This window comes from Ruegeria sp. CDSA141 (genome assembly GCF_059612005.1).
This window is the reverse complement of the sequence record NZ_JBXWPT010000006.1, coordinates 76,604-98,029: the sequence shown is the minus strand read 5'-3', so window position 1 is coordinate 98,029 and position 21,426 is coordinate 76,604. Positions and strand designations below refer to the sequence as shown.

The 21,426-nt window shown below is 56.7% G+C and carries 17 protein-coding genes; 5 read left to right on the top strand and 12 right to left on the bottom strand.

What is annotated here, in order from left to right; all coding sequences use genetic code 11:
- Window positions 1–24: 24 nt before the first annotated feature.
- A complete protein-coding gene (locus tag AC2FLP_RS11125; protein ID WP_496683694.1) occupies window positions 25–1,380 on the bottom strand; it encodes an MmgE/PrpD family protein in 1,356 nt (451 codons plus the stop codon).
- Between the two features lie 229 nt (window positions 1,381–1,609).
- On the opposite strand from AC2FLP_RS11125, the gene AC2FLP_RS11120 reads away from it, so the two are divergent.
- Together AC2FLP_RS11120 and AC2FLP_RS11115 are read left to right on the top strand one after the other, a co-directional pair.
- On the top strand, window positions 1,610–2,497 hold the full coding sequence (locus tag AC2FLP_RS11120; protein ID WP_117873832.1) for a LysR substrate-binding domain-containing protein: 888 nt from the start codon (window positions 1,610–1,612) through the stop codon (window positions 2,495–2,497).
- A gap of 526 nt (window positions 2,498–3,023) precedes the next feature.
- Window positions 3,024–4,328, top strand: a complete 1,305-nt coding sequence (locus AC2FLP_RS11115) for a UDP-glucose dehydrogenase family protein (RefSeq protein WP_117873833.1) — start codon at window positions 3,024–3,026, stop codon at window positions 4,326–4,328.
- Window positions 4,329–4,400: 72 nt separating this feature from the next.
- Here the strand turns inward: AC2FLP_RS11115 and AC2FLP_RS11110 are convergent, their stop codons facing one another.
- On the bottom strand, window positions 4,401–5,402 hold the full coding sequence (locus tag AC2FLP_RS11110) for a sterol desaturase family protein (RefSeq protein ID WP_299897421.1): 1,002 nt from the start codon (window positions 5,400–5,402) through the stop codon (window positions 4,401–4,403).
- A gap of 107 nt (window positions 5,403–5,509) precedes the next feature.
- Between AC2FLP_RS11110 and AC2FLP_RS11105 the strand changes: the two genes are divergently transcribed.
- Window positions 5,510–6,400, top strand: a complete 891-nt coding sequence (locus AC2FLP_RS11105; RefSeq protein ID WP_299641106.1) for a LysR family transcriptional regulator — start codon at window positions 5,510–5,512, stop codon at window positions 6,398–6,400.
- On the opposite strand, the gene AC2FLP_RS11100 is transcribed toward AC2FLP_RS11105, so the two are convergent.
- Genes AC2FLP_RS11100 through AC2FLP_RS11090 form a run of 3 tightly spaced genes read right to left on the bottom strand, consistent with a single transcriptional unit; the run spans window position 6,373 to window position 8,758 of the window.
- The gene (locus tag AC2FLP_RS11100; RefSeq protein ID WP_496710056.1) at window positions 6,373–7,452 is read right to left on the bottom strand and encodes a helix-turn-helix domain-containing protein; all 1,080 of its coding nucleotides are present in this window, start codon (window positions 7,450–7,452) and stop codon (window positions 6,373–6,375) included. The genes AC2FLP_RS11105 and AC2FLP_RS11100 overlap by 28 nt on opposite strands.
- A gap of 47 nt (window positions 7,453–7,499) precedes the next feature.
- On the bottom strand, window positions 7,500–8,237 hold the full coding sequence (locus AC2FLP_RS11095; RefSeq protein ID WP_496683685.1) for a hypothetical protein: 738 nt from the start codon (window positions 8,235–8,237) through the stop codon (window positions 7,500–7,502).
- A complete protein-coding gene (locus tag AC2FLP_RS11090) occupies window positions 8,234–8,758 on the bottom strand; it encodes an RNA polymerase sigma factor (RefSeq protein WP_496683682.1) in 525 nt (174 codons plus the stop codon). The genes AC2FLP_RS11095 and AC2FLP_RS11090 overlap by 4 nt, the downstream gene beginning before the upstream one ends.
- 96 nt (window positions 8,759–8,854) lie before the next feature.
- On the opposite strand from AC2FLP_RS11090, the gene AC2FLP_RS11085 reads away from it, so the two are divergent.
- Together AC2FLP_RS11085 and AC2FLP_RS11080 are read left to right on the top strand one after the other, a co-directional pair.
- The gene (locus AC2FLP_RS11085; RefSeq protein WP_496683679.1) at window positions 8,855–9,790 is read left to right on the top strand and encodes a c-type cytochrome; all 936 of its coding nucleotides are present in this window, start codon (window positions 8,855–8,857) and stop codon (window positions 9,788–9,790) included.
- 453 nt (window positions 9,791–10,243) lie between these two features.
- On the top strand, window positions 10,244–12,028 hold the full coding sequence (locus AC2FLP_RS11080) for an ABC transporter ATP-binding protein (RefSeq protein WP_496672687.1): 1,785 nt from the start codon (window positions 10,244–10,246) through the stop codon (window positions 12,026–12,028).
- 448 nt (window positions 12,029–12,476) lie between these two features.
- On the opposite strand, the gene AC2FLP_RS11075 is transcribed toward AC2FLP_RS11080, so the two are convergent.
- From AC2FLP_RS11075 to AC2FLP_RS11045, 7 genes are all read right to left on the bottom strand, one after another.
- Entirely contained in the window at window positions 12,477–13,430 is a 954-nt protein-coding gene (locus tag AC2FLP_RS11075; protein ID WP_496683675.1) for an ABC transporter ATP-binding protein, read from the bottom strand.
- Window positions 13,427–14,404 (bottom strand): ABC transporter ATP-binding protein, encoded by a 978-nt coding sequence (locus AC2FLP_RS11070; RefSeq protein WP_496683672.1) that lies wholly within the window; start codon window positions 14,402–14,404, stop codon window positions 13,427–13,429. Before AC2FLP_RS11070 ends, AC2FLP_RS11075 begins: the two co-directional genes overlap by 4 nt.
- A 4-nt stretch (window positions 14,405–14,408) precedes the next feature.
- The gene (locus AC2FLP_RS11065) at window positions 14,409–15,311 is read right to left on the bottom strand and encodes an ABC transporter permease subunit (RefSeq protein WP_117873851.1); all 903 of its coding nucleotides are present in this window, start codon (window positions 15,309–15,311) and stop codon (window positions 14,409–14,411) included.
- Window positions 15,311–16,318, bottom strand: coding sequence for an ABC transporter permease subunit (locus AC2FLP_RS11060; RefSeq protein ID WP_117873853.1), 1,008 nt, complete (start codon window positions 16,316–16,318; stop codon window positions 15,311–15,313). The genes AC2FLP_RS11065 and AC2FLP_RS11060 overlap by 1 nt, the downstream gene beginning before the upstream one ends.
- Window positions 16,318–17,412 (bottom strand): M24 family metallopeptidase, encoded by a 1,095-nt coding sequence (locus AC2FLP_RS11055; RefSeq protein WP_299897447.1) that lies wholly within the window; start codon window positions 17,410–17,412, stop codon window positions 16,318–16,320. The genes AC2FLP_RS11060 and AC2FLP_RS11055 overlap by 1 nt, the downstream gene beginning before the upstream one ends.
- Window positions 17,413–17,480: 68 nt before the next feature.
- Window positions 17,481–19,064: an ABC transporter substrate-binding protein gene (locus AC2FLP_RS11050; protein WP_496683667.1), complete on the bottom strand. Its 1,584-nt coding sequence runs from the start codon at window positions 19,062–19,064 to the stop codon at window positions 17,481–17,483.
- 265 nt (window positions 19,065–19,329) lie between these two features.
- Window positions 19,330–21,387: an adenylate/guanylate cyclase domain-containing protein gene (locus AC2FLP_RS11045; RefSeq protein WP_496683664.1), complete on the bottom strand. Its 2,058-nt coding sequence runs from the start codon at window positions 21,385–21,387 to the stop codon at window positions 19,330–19,332.
- Between the last annotated feature and the right edge of the window lie 39 nt (window positions 21,388–21,426).

Here is a 21,426-nt window from a genome sequence, read left to right as displayed (position 1 = left end):
TTTCAACGGCATCTTCGGCAGATTTTACGTCTGGTCGGCGGGGGCGTAGATCAACGCGCCAAGGTCAGAGAATTTCGAACCTGGCGCACTCAGTCCCAGAACCGCATCACAAATGGCGGCAGCACGGGATGCACCCAGCGATGGTGTCGCAAATTCCATGAACTTGTCGATCACTTCTGCCTCGTCCATTGGTGCCTCGGGTCCGCCGCGTGCGTGTACGTCGCCCGACTCAAGTATCCGCCCGTCGGTCAGGGTGATGCTGACATCGGCAAACCGGCTTTTGGGGAAACGGTCGGAATGGCGTGCTGCCTCTGCTACCGAGATACGCTCGACGACCGAGGCGACCAAAGGGTCGGCCAGACCCGACCCGGTGATGCTTTCGACCCCGATCCGGCCATGCGCAACCATCGTGGCGACGGCAAACGGCAGCGAATACTGCGCCTTGGACGTATCATCCGGCATGCCTTGAAAGAGGCAGGCGCTTTCCCGAAACGTGTTTACCTGGATCGCCGCAATATCCTGATGCGCTAGGTCGTTTTCACGCATCAGCGCCCGGGTGGCGTCAATCGCCGCATGAGCCCAGCGGCAAATCGGATAGGGTTTCACATATTGATGTTCCATCTGCCAGAAATGGCCCAGATCTTGCCAATGCGGGGCAACGTCTGCCGCTTCGATGGTGATGGCTGGTGCCCCGGTAAAACCTTTTTCGGCCAAAACCGCTGAAGAAATGCCAACCAACGCGCCCCAGCCCGAACCGTCATGTAGCATTGTGGGATTGGCGATCTCGCGCATCATCTGGCTGCGCGGGCCGTGGTATTCGGCAATCCCCATGGCTTGCCGCATCTGCTCGGCCGTAAATCCGCGCATGCGCGCCGCCACAGCCACCACGCCAAGCGCGTTCCAAGCTCCGGATGTGTGATAATCGCTGACAGTGTCATGCAAAGAAATACCCGCTCGTCCCGCGATCTCGTATCCAACGATCACCGCCGCCAATGCTTCGGCCCCCGAGAAGTCTTGAACAGTTTCAGCCAGTGCCGCCAATGCCGGAATAACGGCAACTCCGATGTGGCCTTTGGTTGGATTGTATCCATCATGGCCGTCCAGATTGTCGGTCTGTGTGGCTGCTGCATAGGCCGCGCCCGCGACACTGACGCGGCGACCGTCGAAAAGTATACGCGCGCTCAGCCCCGGGTCGCCCACGCCAAACAGCGCTGCCGCACTCTCGCGCGCAATCCGTCCGGCCTGCATTGGGCCCGATCCTATGGTGATCCCCAGCGTATCCAGCAGCATCAACGCCGCAGCCTTACGGGCTGTTTCGGGAAAATCCTGCGCCGCACGACCCAGCGTAAAATCTGCAACGGTCTGAAAGGTATCTGTCACGGTGTCCAGTCGAGGTTTTTCTTTCGGGTTCCGGTTACAAGAAAAAGCCTATGTGAGTTTGCGCATAGCGGCACGAAAACAATCATGGGGCAATGGCCCCGGATTATTTGTGACTAGGACCAGATCGCATTTCGAGTCAGAACCATTCTTGTGAGTCGCTCATGGGCAAGACAGCAAGCTCTGGGCTTTTTAATTCTTCGCGATGTTCCTTGCCTGAGAAAAGCCTGTCATGATGAATCTTCCTCACCTGACCTTTCTGCGTTCGTTCGAAGCGGCGGCACGGCACCTGAGCTTCACCGCTGCTGCCGAAGAGTTGAACTGCACTCAATCTGCCGTCAGCAATCATGTCCGCTCGTTGGAAGAGTTTTTGCAGCGCCCCCTGTTCGTGCGCCATCCCCGATCCCTGTCGCTGACAGATGTGGGAGAGGCCTATCTGCCGTCAGTGCGCCATGCCCTGCAGGAAATCAACGCCGCAACGCAATCGGTCATCGTACGCTCGCATACCCGCAAAGTGGTGGTATCTTGCCCGGTCAGTCTGGCCGAGAACTGGTTGCCGGAAGTGATCCGCGGTTTCAATGCGGTGCATCCCGATATTGATCTGACGGTTCATGGCACTGTCTGGGCGGATGTCGAACAAAATGTTTCGGATATCTCGCTGACAATCAATCATATCGACGATGTTACGCCGGACACACAACAGTTATGGGTCGAAAAGCTGGCCCTGGTCTGTGCACCCGGTTTTCTGGTCGATGGCATTCCGCTTACCGACCCCAAGCAATTGCAGAATGCACCGCTGATCCATATCCTGGGCCGCCCCTCCTATTGGGAGCATGCGGCACGGCATTTCGGATTGTCCGACCTGAGCCAGAAGGACGGTTTGCGGACAAATGCCTCGAATCTGGCGATGGAAATGGCAGCCAAGTCACTGGGGTGCGTCGTCCTGCCCCGGTCTCTGGCTCGGTCTTATGTCGAGCGGGGGCTGCTGATCGAGCCATTCCAGTTCGATCTGAACAGCCCTTGGACCTATTTCATGCGTCTCAAGGAAAAACCAGTTTCGCCACCGGTACGGCTGTTTCAGAACTGGCTGTTGCAAGCCGCCGCTGAAATGGACTCCTGACCGGAAGGGTATTCGCCGGGGTATTTCAGGCGGCTCCTTCAATCCCTTTCGCTGTCAAGTCGCGCAACCCGCAATCCTGTGTACAGGTGGTGTCCCACACCGTGTCAAATCTCGCTTGGAACCACACCCAGCCACACAGCTTGTCGGTGACGAGAACACGTGGTTCACCCCTGCACGTCATCAAAACTCAAAAAAGTGGGAGCGGCGGCAGGGATTTTTCCAGTCATCAACAAGCCTTTGCTTCAACTTCAGAAGACACGGGAAATACCTGAAAAATCCTGTCATTCACATCCCATTTCACAACGAAACTCGACACCAACCGGTTCTTCGTGACCATCGATTCCGCCAAACAAAGCCGTCATGATTGCCAATTCGACGGGCCCAAGACCGTCTGCGTTCTTATTGCCTCAATATCCGCAAGAATCTATGGGATGCATCGCGCAACTGCTGGCAGCCATTGAAACCGGCGTCAGTTTCTTTGATTGTGCCCACGCCGTCCGTGGTAATTGGTAAGAAGGATTTTTAGATGCGTATAGCAATGATCGGCACCGGTTATGTTGGTTTGGTGTCCGGTGTCTGCTTTTCGGACTTCGGTCATGACGTGATTTGCGTCGACAAGGCTGAGCAAAAGATCGACATGCTCAAGTCCGGAGAAGTGCCGATCTATGAGCCAGGCCTGGATGTGCTGATGTCAAAAAACGTTGCTGCTGGTCGCCTGAGCTTTTCAACCGATCTGAAGACTGCAGTTGATGGTGCCGACGCGGTTTTCATCGCGGTCGGAACCCCGACCAGGCGAGGGGACGGCCACGCGGATTTGACCTATGTGATGGCGGCGGCAGAAGAAATCGCCCAGGCCATTACCGGATACACTGTCATTGTCACCAAATCGACCGTGCCGGTGGGCACCAATAGAAGAGTTCAGGAGGTCGTTACCACTGCCAACCCCACAGCCGAATTCGACGTGGCATCGAACCCTGAATTTCTGCGCGAAGGTGCTGCGATCGATGACTTCATGCGCCCGGATCGCGTCGTGGTCGGTGTGGAAAACGATCGCGCCGCCGAAGTGATGGCCGAAATCTACCGACCGCTCTATCTGCGTGACTTCCCGATCCTGACCACCGATCTGGAAAGCGCCGAGATGATCAAATACGCTGCCAACGCATTTCTGGCGACCAAGATCACCTTCATCAATGAAATCGCGGGCCTGTGTGAAAAGGTCGGTGCGGATGTCAAGGAAGTTTCACGCGGCATCGGTCTGGACGGACGAATTGGCAACAAGTTCCTGCACGCCGGACCAGGCTATGGTGGCTCTTGTTTTCCGAAGGATACGGCCGCGCTGGCGCGGATCGGACAGGATCACGCTTATCCGATGCAGATCACGGAAACCGTCATTCGGGTGAATGACGAGGTCAAGAAACGGATGATCGAGAAAATCCGCGACGCCTGCGACGACCGCCTCAATGGCAAGACGGTGGCGGTTCTGGGTGTCACCTTCAAACCCAACACCGACGACATGCGCGACGCGCCATCACTGTCCATCATTCCCGCTTTGATCGGTGGAGGGGCCAAAGTGCGCGTCGTCGATCCGCAGGGCAAAGCGGAAGGCGATGCACTGTTGCCCGGAGTCGAATGGAGCGACGACCCCTATGCAGCAGTTCAAGGGGCTGACGTTGTGGTGTTGCTGACGGAGTGGAACGAGTTCCGCGCGTTGAACCTGACCGAGCTGGCCGGTTCCATGAACTCTGCCCGAATGGTAGATCTGCGCAATATCTATTCGAAGTCACAGGCGCTGAAATCCGGCTTTGAAACTTATGTCGGCGTTGGACGCTGAACGCACACCGCCTGTTGGATCAAACACGCCCACCGGACCTACTTGGGTCCGGCAGGGCTCGGCCTTCACGGGCTATTCGGCGGCCCAGATATTGCGGCGGCGTTCCTTGACCATTTCATTGCCTTCATCGGTGCCGTCGTGGAACGTGTTGAACCATTCATCCCAAGGGGTTTCCCAGGTGCCGTAGTTGCAATCGAAAAACCGATGGTGCAGCTGGTGAAAGAAATCCCCGACCTGAAACTTGGCCTTGTTGCCGAACTTCACATGCTCGAACCCGGCATGAGAGGTTGGTGCACCGATGCCGTGATGGAACAGCAGGAAAATGGCGTGGATCGGATGCGACGGCAGCAGAAAAAATATCATTGTGTCGAACATCAGGAAAAAGCTCTCGACCGGATGCATCGCAAGCCCCGACCAAGGGCCGGTGTTGATATTGCGGTGATGCCAAGCGTGGACTTTTGAATAGAGCACACCCACGTGCAGCAGCCTGTGCAACCAGTAGAAATGGAACCCGGCCCAGATCGGCACAAAAACGGTCACGGCGATGAACCAGATCGGGTTGCTGTCAAGTGTGATCATCGTGATCCAGCCATTGGCATAGGAGTACAGGATCAGACATTCCCAGAACGTCCAGAACGTCAACGCCGGGCCCAAGGTCCAGAACATATTGTCCCAGACCTGGTTTTTGAACGTGAATACCTTTGCGCCCTTCATCATCGGGCGCATGTCATAGCGGTATTCGTCCTGTTGCGTGCGGAACCTCCAAAGGGCCAGGTGCAAGCCGCCTGCGGCCACCATCAGGATGCAGAAATTACGGAACCAGATTTTCGCAACCCAGTCCCAGCCGAAGTTCTCAATCCTGCTCAATGAAGGCGTCAGATAGGTCCAGGTGATGACCGCAAAGACCAGCAGCAGCGCCCGCAATGCAAGTGGGTTCCAGCTTTGCAACAGGTATTTCAACGCGGCCAGAGGTTTTATCGGCCAATCCCAGTAGGGCGCAGTCTGAATCGGCAACTGGGGCGTGTAGTTCCAGATCTTGCGCTTGGCACGTGGCGGCAGGTCGGGGTCTGACATAGTGGGCTCATTTCATCAGTTCACTGATCACAAGCCTAAGGCCAAGGATCAAAAGCTCAGACCATAATGTCTTGCCGGTGAGGCTAAGTTTTGCTTAGCCTGCTGAAATGAACACCCGTGTCCCTTCCCTCAACTGGCTGCGAGTATTCGAGGCTGCGGCCCGAACCGAAAGCTTTGCTCGTGCCGCGACGCAGTTGAACATGACACCTGCTGCCGTCAGCCAGCAGGTCAAGGCGTTGGAGACAAGACTGGGCACACCCTTATTTCACCGTCACGCGCATGCGGTTACGTTGACCGAGACCGGGCGCGCCTATCTGCCGTCGGTACAGCAATCATTGCTCATGCTTGAAACAGCAACCACCGGTCTGTTTGGCGAAACCCGCGAGCAGAGGCTTTACGTGCAGTCGGTGCTGCTTTTTGCACATGGCATTCTGGCCGGGGGCGTTCCTGAATTTCAGGCGGCACATCCTCAGATCAACCTTTCGCTTTCGACGGGCAATGTTGTGTCGGACTTTGCCAATCGGTTTACTGACCTTCAGATCGTGTTCGGTAACCCTGCGCTGTTCGGCTCGGAAAGTGACGAGTTGATGCGCGAACATCTCTATCCCATCGCCCCACCTGAGATTGCTGCTCAGATTCAAGCACCAGAGGACTTGTTCAAGTTCACCTTGGTCGAAGTTTCGACGCACCGTGCAAGCTGGCCGCATTGGTTCGAACACCTGCGGCTGCCAGCGGGACAGGCACGATACTTCTTTGCCGACAATTCGGTGATGGCGGCAGAGCTCTGTGCCAGCGGATGCGGCATTGCATTGGCGCGCGCGCCGGCATCAGATCGGATTATGAAGCTGTCCGGTTTGATCCCCTGCCTGCCAGACATCTCATGTCCGGGGCAAGAAGCCTATCACCTGGTCTACCCTTCCCGAACGGCGCTGCGCCCGGCAGCGCGTACGTTTCGCGATTGGCTGATGGGCTACAGCCCCGCCGTCCAGACGCGGTAACGCCCCTGCCCGGTGACCTCGCGAACCAGACCCCGCTGCGCGAACAGGTCGAAGTTGCGCTGTACCGCCGCACGAGAAGCCTTGGTCAGTTCTTCGGCCAACGGCGCTGACACCATGGGCCAAGCTGTCAAAGCGTCGATCAGGCGCGGTGGAGTGCGACCGCTCAGATCCTGCGTGACCTCTCTGGCCTTGTCCTCCCAGGCGCTGATCCGGTCCAGATGCAACAACCCTGCAAGGGCAGCCTGCCCTGCCCCAAGAATCCAAGCACTCAGTTTTCCCGTCGGATCCCCCGATCCGCGCAGCGCGCCGGGCCCGGACAAGGCCAACGGCATGAACAGCGCACCGCCACGCCCCATGGACGCTGCATGCCGCGCGGCAATGACGGCTGCTTCCGTGTCCTGTCCGATGCCTTGTGACACCGCCCGCCACGCATGAAACGCAATTGCTGACTGCGTCACGGGATGCAACCCGTCCGCGTTCTGCATGACCTCAGCCAGATCAACAATAGATTCAGGGGTGGCGTCGGCCCCCTGAGCAAGCCTGTCAAGAAACGCAGTCAGACCAGTTTCCCAGCCGCCGGCGGCAGGTGCTGCACCCGAACTCAGGCGCCGAACCGCCCATCCCGCCCGGAACAACGCCTGCACGTCGTCATGCGTCGCACCGATCCGCAAACCTGTCCACAAAGCCAACCGATCAACGCTGATCCGGTCTCCCGTCCACCACCCCAGATCGGATGTCTCCATCAATGCCAAGCGGTGCGTCCACCCTTCGGGACCTGCCCGCAGCCGTTCGTCCAGCGCCCCAAAAGTCAGGGTCAGATCGGCAAGTTCCGCAGAAAGTTCGGACTGCGCGGCACGCCAATCGCGCGGATCGAACAGCAGGCGCTGTTCGGGCCGCGGTCCGGGCAGGAAGAAATCATCGTCTGCCACGTCTTCATCCGGTGGCAAGAACCAAAGGTCGTCCTCTTCGGACGGATCCCCGTCAAATATACTGGCGGGGCCAAGATCTTCGGCCTCGTCTTCAGGAAGGGGCAAGGGTTTCTTCGGCGTCATACCGCGCATTCTTCGGACATTCCTGTCGGTTCACAAGGGGTATTCCGTCAGCCCGCAAAGGTTCGGGTCAGAACATCCAGTTCACCACTTAAATCGGTCTGCGGAGAGCTACCCAACAGCATGTAACCATAGCCATCCTGTGCCCAGGTCGCTGTTGCCAAACCACTCAGAACGGCCTGCTTGACCTCTGCCTTCGGGGCGTTTGGCCCCTGACGGATAACACAGAAGGCAAATGGTTGACCCTGCTCATCGGCGAAAACGACCTGAACCAAGGGCTTTCCCTTGAACGACAAAACCTGTGCACGCTTCAGCGCCAAACCCGGCAGGGATTCCAGCGCTTCACGGTTCAGAGACCTGCCAAGTGCTGCCTCGGCCATCGCGAACTGTTTGTCCAGCGATGCCTCGGAACTGTCCAGCGAGACAATCGTCTCGGGCACATAAAGCGACTGATAGATCGCCGCTTGCTGCGCCCAGCCCAGTTCTGCCGGGCGCGTTGCCCAGAACGTCAGGGCGACGGCTGCGACCCCGGCACTCGCGGCCACGGCCAGAAGGCGCAAAAATCCGCCATTGGCGTGATGCGCCACGGGTTCCGGCAAATCGACCTTCGGCGCCTCGGTGGGCAGTTTCTCAAAAACGTCCTGAACGACAGGCGCGAACGGATCCAGCGCCATCAAGCGGCGTTCAAGCTCAACGTCATCCTCAACTGCAGCCTCGATGGCGCAGCTCTGAGCTTCATCCAGTGTGCCTTCCAGATACGCCAACAGCGTCTCGTCAGAAAACGTCATTTGCCACTCCGTCGCGCGGCGACTGCCGCATCAAACTGCATCACGGTTTTCAGTTTCTGCCGGGCATTCGACAGCCGGCTCATGATTGTGCCGATGGGAACTTCCAGCAGAGCAGCGGCCTCGCGGTAGCTGTACCCTTCGACGAACACAAGCATGACCGTTTCCCGCTGCGCTTCTGGCAGCTGCATCACTTGAGTAAACACTTCAGCCGCAAAAATATTCGTTTCTGAATCCGGCCCGATTGCGACCAGTTCCGCTTCCGGCGTCACCGACAGCGCCTGTGCCCGCCGGACAGATCGAGACCGCACTTCGTTCAACCAGATTGACCGGCAGATCGTCATCAGCCAACTGTCCAGACGATCATGCGACGTCACTTGATGATGTCGCTCAAGCGCACGCAGGCATGTGGCCTGCACCAGATCGTCCGCCACATCTGATGCCCCCGACAAAGCCAGAGCAAACCGCCAGACGCGTTTTGAATGCGCCTGCACCGCTTCTCTGACGGCCTGTTCGGAAGTCATCTCGGCACTCATCGAATAAAATGCGACCTGTTTGTGTTTGTCAGTAACGGACCCGGCCCGCAGGGCCAGATTTGACATAAACTGCGGAGGAAAGAAATGAAACTTCTGTTGAAGGCTGTCACGTTTGTGTCGGCAATTGTTGCAACACCCATTTGGGCGGAAGGATGGCTACTGGATCCCGAACGTTCGCATCTGGCCTATGGGTCGATCAAGAAAGACTCGGTGGGCGAGGTCAACAGTTTCACCAACCTAAACGGGCACGTCCGGGATGGCATGGCTGAAATCGAAATCGACCTGTCTTCGGTCGAAACCAATATCGATATTCGCAATGAACGAATGATCGAATTTGTCTTTCGCCAGGCACCCACTGCATCCCTGACCGCCGAATTCGATATGGCAAAGGTTTCAGACCTGGCCGTCGGTGAAACTACGACGGTAGATGCTGCATCCGTGCTTTCGCTGGCCGGCACGGATGTTGAGTTTGACGCAGAAATGTTCGTCGCGCGCTTGTCCGAAACTTCGGTACTTGTTTCGACAAACGACATGGTGTTTCTCAGTACGGAAGACGCCAGTGTCAACACGGGCGTGGACACGCTTATGGAGCTGGCAGACTTACCCGGTATCACCCGAACGGTACCAATCACGGCCCGGCTGATCTTTCACAGCGATGAGGAACAGGCCGCAGCGGCATCGGATGCAACGGCTGTTGTTGCTGCCGCAACTGTCCAAGGTGACCCAACAGCCGGCAAAAAGGTCTTTCGCAAGTGCAGCGCCTGCCACAAACTGGAAGAAGGCCGCCATGGCGTCGGTCCGTCCTTGCACGGTATCCTCGGCGCAAAGGCTGGTCAGGCAGAGGGATTCAAATACTCGACAGCACTGAAAGGTTCCGACATCGTCTGGACGCATAGGACCCTGAGCGCGTTCCTGGCGGATCCCAAAGGCTATCTTCAGGGCAATCGAATGCAGTTTCGCGGCCTGAAAAAGAACGAGGATATTGTCGACCTTCTGGCATATTTGCAGGGAGAGGGGTGACAGCGACCCGTAAGAGATATGGTCTTTGCGCCAAATATCGACGTCAAACAACTGGACCCAGTAAAGGTCAGATACCTGGCCTGCGCCCGTCTCCTGTCTGTTTTCTGGACCAGTAAGGATTCAAAGTAGTCCGATATCCAGAAAACAGAGCTCTCTGTTAGCGGATTCTTGCCGAACGTTGCGAATCCTTAGCTGCGGGGCAAATCACATTTTGCGGTTTTTTTGCAAATCCAAGCATGCACCAATCTTGTCCGCACCTATACAACGGGGCAAATCGCGATGTCCATCGCTGCCTCCCGCTCTTGTCCGATCTTCAACCAGCTACTATCTAGCGAGGGTACATCTCAGATAGTCGGGATGGGCCGCTCTGCCGCAGCGTGGAATCTGTCCTTTAGGCCCGACAAAATATAGGTTATCTGAGCGTGCGCACAGTTTCACGATTTGGAGAACGCAATGATGAAGCGCGCCTGGAACAAGTGGCGATCAGGCTATATGGGCCGTCTTGTAGGTGAAAGCTTTTACGCGCAAGGCAGGCTGTATGGTGTTGCGATTCTGGCTATGATTGCCGTGGCCGTCACAACGGCCGGTTCCGCATACATGATGGAGTACATTGTCGATGCCATGACCAGCCCCGATTTGCAGGGCTGGGCGCATGTCATTGCGCTGGGGGTCGTGCTCCTGTTTTTGGTCAAAGCGATCGCATCCTATATTCAGGCAATCTACCTTGCCCGCGCAGGCAATCGGATCGTGGCAGAGCAACAGGACAAGGTTTACCGAAAACTGCTCAGACATGGCGTCTCGTTCTTTTCGAACAATGAATCATCGGACCTTCTGATGCGCACCACCCATGGCGCACAGGCGGCCAGAAACCTGATCGATGTGCTGGTCACCGGGTTTGTGCGCGACTCCCTGACTCTGGTCGGGCTGGTTGCGGTCATGGTGTATCAGCAACCCGTTTTGTCCGTCTTGTTCTTTGTCGTGGGTCCGATTGCCTTGTTGGGCGTTCGCTATCTGTTGAAGAGTGTGCGCACGATCATGCAGGCCGAATTCAAGTCGCTGGCGGAAATCATTCGGGTGTTGCAGGAGACCTCGGCAGGGATCAAGGTCATCAAAGTGTTCTCACTCGAAGACCGAATGATCAACCGCATGGATACCGCCATCCGGAAAGTTGAACAACGCTCGAACGACATCGCCAAGTTGCAGTCCATTGCCAGCCCTCTTATGGAGTTTCTGGCTGGCCTCGCCGTGGCAGGTGTACTTGTGGTCAGCACGATGGGCATCGCAGGCACCGAACAGCCCAGCGCAGGCCAGTTGATGTCCTTTATCACGGCGTTGCTGATGGCCTATGAACCGGCCAAGCGGCTGTCAAAAATGCGTGTTCAGATCGAAACCAACATGGTTGGTGTCGGCATGTTGTTCGGCCTGCTGGATCAGGACGACACAATGGTGGAAAGCCCAGAAGCCCATGACCTGATCGAAGGCCCCGGCCAGATCACGTTGCGCAATGTAACTTTCGGCTACCAGGGTGCCGTATCTGTGATCGAAGATATGAATGTCACGTTCGAGGCCGGTAAAACCACGGCGCTCGTCGGTCAGTCCGGCGGTGGCAAGTCTACGTTGTTTGGACTGATCATGCGGTTCTACGATCCAGATGAGGGGAGCGTCGAGATCGATGGTCAGGATCTGCGCGAGGTAAGCTTTGCGTCCCTGCGAAAAAAAATCTCTTATGTCGGGCAGGATACGTTCCTGTTTTCGACGTCGATCATGGACAACCTGCGCTGCTCGGCCCCCGACGCTTCGGATGAAGACGTTGTTGCCGCAGCCAAAGCCGCACATGCGCATGAGTTCATCATGGAACTACCACAGGGTTACGAAACGCAAGTCGGTGAAAACGGAACCTTCCTGTCAGGTGGTCAGAAACAGCGAATTGCAATTGCGCGCGCTATTCTGAGAAAATCAGAAATTCTGCTTCTGGATGAGGCCACAAGCGCATTGGATGCCGAGTCGGAATCTCTGGTCAAAAAGGCGCTGGACACCCTGACGAAGGATGTAACCGTCGTTGTCATTGCACACCGTCTGTCGACTGTTCTGGAAGCGGACAAAATTTTCGTGGTTCAGGATGGCTCTATCGTGGAACAGGGCAGTCTGGAAGAGTTGATGAAAAAGAACGGAAGTTTCCGCAACCTTTTCGATCAGCAATTCAAAAAACACGAACCCAAGGCGGAAGTGGCCGAGTAACCCCGGTCTTTGATCCGGTATTTTTTTTCCGGGCATGACCTGTCCGGGAAAATGGGCACATGTACCTCCAGAACTCCGGGGCCACTATTTTGGTCCGCGCGACGCAAGGAAATGTACATTATGTATTTCGACATATGAGTTCTTCCAACGTAACCGGTGGGCCAAAAACGCCTCTGCGATGCGGGAGACTCGCGCTGCTCCCCTTATGAGACGAACGGCCCTTGTGAACACAGGATCAGAGGTGGTGATCTTCGGCGGCACCGAATTGAACTTGGGGACATGATCGATCAGTCGCATTCAGAGCCAGCGCCTTTACATCAAACCTTAAGAAGTACGTCGCACGCACGCGCCGCTCATATCGGCGCTTCGGAGAGGTGAAAAACCGTGGCGCAGATAGACACTGCCGCATTGACCACCGTCACAGCACGAACAAAGCAATCCTGTTGCACTATAGCGGGTACAGACACGCAACCTGATGCGTTTCTCCGTCCAGTTCGGGCAATGTTGCCCTGCACTGATCAGTTGCCAACCAACATCTTTGCGCGAAGGCGCAACCATTTGGAATATTCATCGGCGAAGGCAGTTCGCCCTCAAGCTTGATCCGTTCTTTTCGGGCCGTAGGATCGGCCCGGGGAGTCGTGGACAACAACGCCTTTGAATAGGGGTGACGCGGCGCGGCGAACAGTTGCTCTTTGGGCGCTTTTTCAACAGCGCACCCCAGATACATGACGATCACGTCGTCGGCAAAATGCCGGACCACCGAGAGATCATGCGAAATGAACAGATAGGCGAGGTCAAGCCGTTCCTGTAAATCCACAAGCAGGTTCAGGATCTGCGACTGGATTGAGACGTCCAGTGCTGAAACCGGCTCATCCAGGACCAGGACCCTGGGATTCAGCATAAGCGCACGTGCAATGGCGATCCGCTGACGCTGCCCGCCAGAAAACATATGCGGATAGCGGTCATAATGCTCGGGGCGCAAGCCGACCATCTGGATCATGTCGCGCGCTTGTGCCTCGCGGTCTGCGGCGGACATGTCCGGACGGTTGATGATCAGCGGCTCCTGCAAGATCTGACCGATGCGTTGACGTGGATTCAGTGATCCATAAGGATCCTGGAACACGATTTGCACCGTCTCTCGCATCTTGCTCCATTGCGACGGGGTAATGTCGACACCGTCAATCGTCAGCCTGCCCGACGTCGGTTCTTCAATCATCGTTACCAATCGCGCCAACGTTGACTTGCCGCAGCCGGACTCTCCGACGATGGCCAGTGTCTTTCCCGGTTTCAGTTCGAAATCCACCCCCGAAAGGGCCTTTACCGTCGCTGACTTGGACAGCAACCCGCCCTTCACCGTGTAAAACCGGGTCAGATCTTTTGCCTGAACGATTGGGTCGGTCATGCCAATTCTCCGGCAGCAATTCTTTCAACGTGGTGGCAGCGTGCTTTGCCAAAGGCCTCGGCATGAGGGGTCGGTGGCTTTTCCGCGCAAGTTGCATCGGCAAACCGGCATCGCGGGCTGAACAGGCACCCTTTGGGGCGATCGAACTGCCCCGGCACAACGCCGGGAATCGTCGGAAGGACCTTTGAGGTCGCGCGCTCGGGCAAAGCGCTCAGCAGGGCCGATGTGTAGGGATGACGCGGCGCGCGGAACAAATCACGAACGGGCTGCTCTTCGACTTTTTGTCCAGCATATTGCACCTGAACCCGTTCGGCGGTTTCGGCCACCACCCCCATGTCATGGGTGATCAGTACAAGGCCCATGTCGTTGTCGTCACGCAAACGAACCAGCAGGTCGAGAATCTGCGCCTGAATGGTTACGTCCAGCGCCGTGGTCGGTTCATCTGCAATCAGAAGCTTGGGCTTGCAGGCAATTGCCATCGCGATCATGACGCGCTGGTTCATGCCGCCCGACATCTGATGTGGAAAGGTGTTCAGGCGACTTTCAGGCGCGGGAATGCCGACCTGTTCGAATAGCTCAATCGCGCGCTGGTGGCGGTCCTTGCGGTTCAAACCCAGATGGATGCGCAAAGCCTCTTTGATCTGGAATCCCACCGTGAAACAGGGGTTCAGCGATGACATCGGCTCCTGAAAGATCATCGCCATGTCCTTGCCGATGATCTTGCGGCGCTCACGGGCCGAAAGACCGGCCAGATCGAGCCCTTCAAAGCGCATCTCGTCAGCGGTGATCGTCGCGGTCCAGGGCAACAACCCCATCAGTGCCAACATCGACACCGATTTACCCGAGCCGCTTTCACCCACGATGGCCAGCAACTCACCCTTGTCCACCGACAGATCTACACCATCCACGGCGCGGAACTTGCCCGAGGCTGTGGCGAATTCAACAGTCAGGTTGCGGATCTGCAAAAGGCTCATGCGATCAGCTCCGTTTCAGTTTAGGGTCCAGCGCATCGCGCAGGCCGTCGCCCATCAGATTGATGGCAAGTACGGTGACAAGGATTGCCAGACCGGGGAAGGTAACCACCCACCAGGCGCGTAGAATGAATTCGCGCGCTTCGGCCAGCATGGTGCCCCATTCCGGCGTGGGCGGCTGTGCGCCCATGCCCAGAAAGCCCAGGGCGGCTGCGTCCAGAATCGCTGTCGAGAAGGACAACGCCGCCTGTACGATGATGGGTGCCAGACAATTGGGCAGCACGGTGATGAACATCAGCCGTGATCTGCCAGCACCGGCCACACGCGCCGAAGTGACATAATCCTTCTGACGTTCCGCCAGAACCGACGCGCGGGTCAGGCGCACGTAGTGGGGTTGGAAAACAATGGCGATGGCAATCATCGCGTTGGTCAGCGACGGGCCAAGGATGGCCACCAGCACCAGTGCCAACAGCAGCGACGGAAAGGCCAGAACGATATCCATCACCCGCATGATCAGCGTATCGATCCATTTGGGGGCAAAGCCCGACAGCAGGCCCACCATCACGCCGCCTGACACGGCCACACAGACGACAACGATCCCGACAAAGAAGGAATAGCGTGAGCCCATGATCAGGCGCGACAGCATATCGCGACCCAGCGGATCCGTACCCAACGGGAAAGCCCAGCTTCCGCCCTGCTGCCATGCAGGCGGCTGCAGGATGTGGTCGCGGAACTGTTCGGTTGGGTCATATGGGGCCAGAAGGGGTGCAAAAGCGGCGCAGAATACAAAAGCGGCAAAAACCCACAGCCCAATGACGGCACCGCGGTTTTCGCTGAAGTAATACCAAAACTCGCGCAGGGCGCTGGGGCGGTCTTCCGTTCTGGGCGGGGTTGCGGATAGTTCGGCCATTACCGCCTCCGAATTTTGGGGTTAATGATGCCGTAAAGGACATCGACCAGCAGGTTCACCAGCATCACGATCACCGCGATCATCAGCAATCCGCCCTGAACAACCGGGTAGTCTCGGCGGAAAATGCTGTCGACCATCCACTTTCCTATGCCCGGCCAGCTGAAGATGGTTTCGGTCAGGATGGCTCCTGCCAGCAACGTGCCCACCGACAGGCCAATCACCGTGACAACCGGAATCAGCGCGTTACGCAGCGCGTGCAACCCGTTGATCCGCGTTGGCGACAAACCCTTGGCGCGCGCGGTGCGGATGTAGTCTTCGCCCAGAACTTCCAACATCGCCGACCTGGTCTGGCGTGCGATAACCGCCAGCGGAATAGTCCCCAGCACAATCGTCGGCAAAATCAGGTGGCGCACGGCTGATCCGAATGCCCCTTCCTGACCCGACAACAGGCTGTCGATCAGCATAAAGCCGGTGACGCTGGGAAAGTAATACAACAGGTCGATCCGACCCGAGACCGGTGTCCAGCCCAGATTGCCCGAGAATACAATGATCAACAGCAGCGCCCACCAGAAGATGGGCATCGAGTATCCGACCAGCGCCGAGGACATCAGCGCCCTGTCAAAGAACTTCCCTCGGTTCACCGCCGCGATCACACCTGCCGGCAGACCCAGCGCAACGGCGAAGATCATGGCGCACAGGGACAACTCCAGCGTTGCGGGGAACAACGAAAAGAACTCATCCCATACGGGTTTCCTGGTGACAAAGCTTTCGCCCAGATCACCTTGAAGGACTCCGGTGAGGTATTCCCAATACTGCTGCAACACCGGCTTGTCGAAACCCAGCTTTTCGACCATTTCCTGATAACGTTCTTCCGTCATGCCGCGTTCACCGGCCATCACGATGATCGGATCGCCGGGCAGCACCCGGATGAACATGAACGAAATCAGCGTCACGCCCAGAAATGTCGGAACAAACAGGCCAAGACGGGTAAGGAAATAGCCAAGCATCAGCGACCTATGATTGTAAGTTCTTTGGGAAAGCGGGTCAGTGACCGACAACCATCCCCGGTGACAAGAACATCATCTTCTATGCGAACGCCGAACTTGTCCAATTCGTACAGACCGGGTTCGTTGGTCCAGACCATGCCCGGCAGGATTATCTGACTGTTGCCGCGCATGATATACGGCGCCTCATGCACATCCCGGCCCAGACCGTGACCTGTCTTGGTCCGGATACGATCGGCAAAGGGCGAGGCCTCAAGCACGCCTGTGACGGCGTCGTCGATGTCATGCGCTGTCACGCCGGGGCGGCAGGCTTCGAACCCGGCTTTGTTGGCGCGCAAAACCGTGTCGTAGACGTCCCGGCCTTCGTCCGGGACGACCTGAACGAAAAAAGTTCGCGTGATGTCGGCCGCAAAACCATGTTTTCGAGCGCCAAAGTCGAACAGCAAGGCGTCGCCTGCCTTGATCCGGTAGTCGGCGCGCGCCTTTCCGTGCGGTCGTGCCGAGTTGTCCCCCGCAGCCACGATGGGGGAAAAGGCCAGCGACTCGGCGCCTTCCGCAAAAAGCGCCTGTATCAGCGACTGCTCGATCTGTTTTTCGGTCTGACCTGCACGAACACCCGCAACCACACGCTCCAACGCGCGTTCCGAAATATCGATGGCCGCTTGCAGCGCGGCGATATCTTCTTCGGTTTTGATGATGCGAAGGCCTGAGATTTCGCGTTCGGCGTCCACAATTCGCAGATCCGGAATTGCGCGGGTAAACGCGTCTGACACGAAAACCCGCATCACCTGACCTTCGACAGCCAACGATCTGATCGGACTATGCGCTGCCAGCGCGGAAAAGGCAGCGTCATAGCCGGTTTGATCGCGCCAGTCGAACGCGGCACCCTCAAATCCGACCAGATCCCATGAGGCGAGTTCCAGATTGGGCACGATCGCCGCCGGATCACCCACGGCCGGAATCACCACGACAAAAGGGCGCTCGTGGCTCATGAAGGATTTGCCCAATGCACGGGTGAAATTCGGACCGGGCACCAGGGCCACTGCGTCCACTGACATATCCATTGCCAATTGGCGGTATTCGGACAAATCCGGCATTCAGCCCGACCTCCTCAATAAGAAAGCCGGAGCCACCAATCAGGCGGCTCCGGTTGGTGAGTGGTGGTTTATTCGACGCTCACACCATAGAAGATGTGGCCGCCAAGCGGGTGCACTTTATAGCCTTGCACCTTGTTGCTCATCGGCATGTAAACAACTGAATGCGCGATGGTTGCCCACGGAGCCTGCTCTTTGAACACAACCTGCGCTTCTTCATACAGTTTGGTCCGCTCGGCCTGATCCGTGCTTTGCTTGGCCTTCAGGATCAGGTCTTCGAAGGGCTGGTGACACCACTGCGCCCGGTTGGATGCTTCGACCCCGTCACAGCCCAGCAAAACCGCCAGGAAGTTATCCGGGTCGCCATTGTCCCCGGTCCAGCCCAGCAGAACGGCACCGTCCCGGTTCAGTTCTTTCGAGCGAGACAGGTATTCACCCCATTCGTACGAGACGACTTCGGCACCCACACCGACCTTGGCGAAATCCGCCTGGATAAGCTCGGCCATACGACGGGCATTCGGGTTGTAGGGGCGCTGGACAGGCATTGCCCAGATTTTCATCGACAGGTCCGAAATACCTTCGGCCTCCAGCATCGCTTTGGCGGCTTCGGGATCATAGGGATCGTCCACGATGGCGTCATTGTAGCCCCACATGGTAGGCGGGATCGGGTTCTTGGCCACCTGGCCCGAGCCCTGGAAGACCACGTCGATGATCGCCTGCTTGTCGATCGCCATGTTCAGCGCTTTACGCACCTTCGGATTGTCGAACGGCGCCATCGTGGTGTTGTAGGCCAGATATCCGACGTTCAGGCCCTCTTGTTCCAACATGCTTATGTCCGGATCATCCTTCATTGCCTGAATGTCAGCAGGGTTCGGATAGGGCATCACGTGACATTCGCCGGCTTTCAGCTTTTGATAACGCACAGATGCATCCGGTGTGATGGCAAAGATCAGGTTTTCGACCTGCGCCGGGTCTTTCCAATACTCGCCATTGGCCGCGTAACGGATCACCGCGTCTTTTTGATAAGCCACAAACGAGAATGGTCCGGTACCGATGGGTGCTGTATTCAGTTTTTCCGGCGTTCCGGCCTCCATCATTGCCTCGGCATATTCCGCGGACACGATCGAAGCAAAGTCCATCGCCATATTGGCGACAAATGGCGCTTCTGGTTTGGACAGAGTAAATTTCACTGTGTAGTCATCGATTTTTTCGATGGCCTCGACCAGATCAGGCATCCCCATACCCTGGAAATACTCCCAGGTTCCACCCGATATTTGATGATAAGGATGGGTTTCGTCTTTCTGACGCATGAACGAAAAAATCACGTCATTCGCATTGAAATCCCGGGTCGGAGTAAATTCTTCGTTCGAATGGAACTTGACGCCCTGACGCAATTTGAAAGTGTATTCCAGACCGTCATCGCTGGCCTCGACACTTTCAGCCAGACCGGGGACCACATTGGTCGTGCCCGTTTCAAATTCAAGCAACCGATTGTAGATCGGATGTGAAGAGGCATCAAAGGTTGTGCCTGCGGTGTATAGTGCAGGATCGAACCCTTCAGGCGATCCTTCGGAACAATAAACCAGAGTATTAGCCTGCGCCACGGCACCCGTCAGAGCGATCGCAGTGGTTGCGGCCAGAAGTTTGAGTTTCATGATTTTCTCCCAGAAAAGGACTTTTCAAGACAATCGCATGGCTCTTTGTCGTCAGAGCATTCAGTGACAGCATAGGTCGTTGCGATCCCTCTGCTTAATGTATCCAAAATACAAAATGTAATGTCAACAGTGTCTTTCTGCGGATGTCTCTGACGACCGTTTCTGCCGCCGCTAACTGCGTCCGGGATTTCATTCTAATCTCCGATACGCAACTAGCCTATTCTGTTCCGTGGGCGGTGATCGCAGACACTCATTGTCCGAACGCTCACTTTTTGTTTGTATGAGTAACCGCGCGCCAATCTTGTGAAGGAGGGCTTGCCAAAAGCTTTGCTGCGCGCCCCTTCATGGCTGCGGACGCAGGATCCCCGCCCCGTTCTTCATCGGCCACCTCAAACAATGCTATGGCCTGCTCGAAGTGGCCTGCTCGATAATACGCAAGACCTTTTTCGTATGTCTCAATCCACTCAAATGATCCTTCAAAACTATCGGCCATCGCAATCAGTTCATAGACGACCAGTTCTTCGGTCCGTCCGAAAACTGTAAGCGTGTCCAGCTCTCGCACGACAATTGCGTCCGCCGCTTCGCGCCTCGTCTCGGGACCAATCAGAATGCGTGTGCCATAATCCTTGTTCGCCCCTTCCAAACGGCTGGCAACATTCACAACGTCGCCTATAGCGGTGTAATTCAACCGCTGTTCTGACCCAATGTTGCCAACCAAAGCTTCACCGCTGTTTAGCCCGATCCTGACACGCAGGGAATTTCCGGCCTCGTCCTCGATGCCCGCATCTTCCACGGTCGCGACAAGATCCAGTGCCGCGCGGCAGGCATTCTCGGCATGGAGGGCATCCATACGCGGCGCCCCCCAGATCGCCATAACCGCGTCACCCATGAATTTATCGATCGTCCCGTCATGGCGCGCGACGGCTGCGGCTGCCGCCGTAAAAAAAGGCTCCATCAACTGGATGATTTTGGGGCCGAGCTTTTCCGACAACCCGGTGAATCCGGTCACATCACAGAACAACACGGAGATCTGCTTCATATCGCCGCCCGGCTGTGTCTTGATACCCTCGGCGACCAGCATCTTCACAAGATCGGTAGGCACATATTTTCGGAACGCGGACAACCCTGCGGCCATGCTGGCAGTGGCTGCTGACAGATTGGCCAGCTCGGACAGGTTGGAAGGCCTGCGTGAAATGTGTTCGACATCAAAGCGTTCGATTTTGCTCAGGTCTTCTGCGATGCGCGCCAATGGGTTGGCCACAATTTTACGGATCAACCAGATCGCCAGAGCGGTTGAGACGATCACGACCCCGATCAGGATATAGATCAAGTCTATCAAGGTTTCATCGATACCCGACAAGAAGGCCGATTCCGGAATGACCGTTGCGACGCGCCACCCGTAAAAACCCAAAGGCGTAAGGGCTACCGCATAAGGAACGCCATCGATCACCACGCGTTTCGTCGAACTGCCCGCAGTTTTGCCATCCGGGTCACCCAACAGTTTTTCCCCCGAAATCTTGGCAACCTCGTATAGCTCGCCCTCGCCCATGCGCGCAGGTGTAACTTCGTCCGCTTTTGCGTCGGGAACAGCTATTACTTTGCCATCGGCATCCAGAATAAAGGCGGCTCCAAATTCGCCAGGCTGGAGCGTCGCCAGAAACCGTGACAAACGGTCGGTTTCGATTGCGACCGCAAGGACACCCTGCCGTGTCCTGCTTGCATCAATCGGTCCTGCGAATGCGTATACAGTCTTGTCACTGCCCGGCAGATCGCGCGCTTCGATCCATCCCATCGTGTCCAGAGACATAAAATTACTGAACCAGGCATGATCGCGAGGATCATAGGACGTCTGAGCGAACTTCCTTTCTTCGAACTGGATATCCCCGGGGATAAAAATATACCGATCGGTTCGCAGTTTCCGGTCGCGGATATCCTTGTCGATCTCTATCATCTCAAGCCCGCTGTCGCCCAACCGGTGCGACGCGAAAAAATTTCCGTCCGGCCAACCGAAGAAAATCCAGGAGATATTCGGCTGCGCCTGTAACTGAGATAAAAAAACGAACTCTCGCTTATCGGCCTGCCGTGTTGCGATGACATTCTGTACAAAGATCGTGCGCACCGCCGACCATGCAGCTTCGGCGGATCTGAGGGTTGCCCCGACTTCGATGCGAACGGCATTCGCAATCTGGCTGTTGATCTCAGCTGCAAGCATGCGGCTGTTGTCACGCGCGGTCGTCCACCACAGCGAATGAACAACAAATGTCGACACACCGATGGATACGGCGACCAGCATAGATACAGCAATGCCGACGCTAAACCGCATGAAAACCCCGCAAAAACCTGACTTGTACCACAGTATTCG

What these genes read in the sequence shown, in the direction of transcription:
- AC2FLP_RS11085 (WP_496683679.1), top strand. Translation starts at nt 8,855, where the DNA reads ATGAAACTTCTGTTGAAGGCTGTCACGTTTGTGTCGGCAATTGTTGCA.
- AC2FLP_RS11045 (WP_496683664.1), bottom strand. Translation starts at nt 21,387, where the DNA reads ATGCGGTTTAGCGTCGGCATTGCTGTATCTATGCTGGTCGCCGTATCC.
- AC2FLP_RS11070 (WP_496683672.1), bottom strand. Translation starts at nt 14,404, where the DNA reads ATGAGCCTTTTGCAGATCCGCAACCTGACTGTTGAATTCGCCACAGCC.
- AC2FLP_RS11050 (WP_496683667.1), bottom strand. Translation starts at nt 19,064, where the DNA reads ATGAAACTCAAACTTCTGGCCGCAACCACTGCGATCGCTCTGACGGGT.
- AC2FLP_RS11060 (WP_117873853.1), bottom strand. Translation starts at nt 16,318, where the DNA reads ATGCTTGGCTATTTCCTTACCCGTCTTGGCCTGTTTGTTCCGACATTT.
- AC2FLP_RS11120 (WP_117873832.1), top strand. Translation starts at nt 1,610, where the DNA reads ATGATGAATCTTCCTCACCTGACCTTTCTGCGTTCGTTCGAAGCGGCG.
- AC2FLP_RS11105 (WP_299641106.1), top strand. Translation starts at nt 5,510, where the DNA reads ATGAACACCCGTGTCCCTTCCCTCAACTGGCTGCGAGTATTCGAGGCT.
- AC2FLP_RS11095 (WP_496683685.1), bottom strand. Translation starts at nt 8,237, where the DNA reads ATGACGTTTTCTGACGAGACGCTGTTGGCGTATCTGGAAGGCACACTG.
- AC2FLP_RS11100 (WP_496710056.1), bottom strand. Translation starts at nt 7,452, where the DNA reads ATGACGCCGAAGAAACCCTTGCCCCTTCCTGAAGACGAGGCCGAAGAT.
- AC2FLP_RS11090 (WP_496683682.1), bottom strand. Translation starts at nt 8,758, where the DNA reads ATGACTTCCGAACAGGCCGTCAGAGAAGCGGTGCAGGCGCATTCAAAA.
- AC2FLP_RS11065 (WP_117873851.1), bottom strand. Translation starts at nt 15,311, where the DNA reads ATGGCCGAACTATCCGCAACCCCGCCCAGAACGGAAGACCGCCCCAGC.
- AC2FLP_RS11110 (WP_299897421.1), bottom strand. Translation starts at nt 5,402, where the DNA reads ATGTCAGACCCCGACCTGCCGCCACGTGCCAAGCGCAAGATCTGGAAC.
- AC2FLP_RS11075 (WP_496683675.1), bottom strand. Translation starts at nt 13,430, where the DNA reads ATGACCGACCCAATCGTTCAGGCAAAAGATCTGACCCGGTTTTACACG.
- AC2FLP_RS11115 (WP_117873833.1), top strand. Translation starts at nt 3,024, where the DNA reads ATGCGTATAGCAATGATCGGCACCGGTTATGTTGGTTTGGTGTCCGGT.
- AC2FLP_RS11080 (WP_496672687.1), top strand. Translation starts at nt 10,244, where the DNA reads ATGATGAAGCGCGCCTGGAACAAGTGGCGATCAGGCTATATGGGCCGT.
- AC2FLP_RS11055 (WP_299897447.1), bottom strand. Translation starts at nt 17,412, where the DNA reads ATGCCGGATTTGTCCGAATACCGCCAATTGGCAATGGATATGTCAGTG.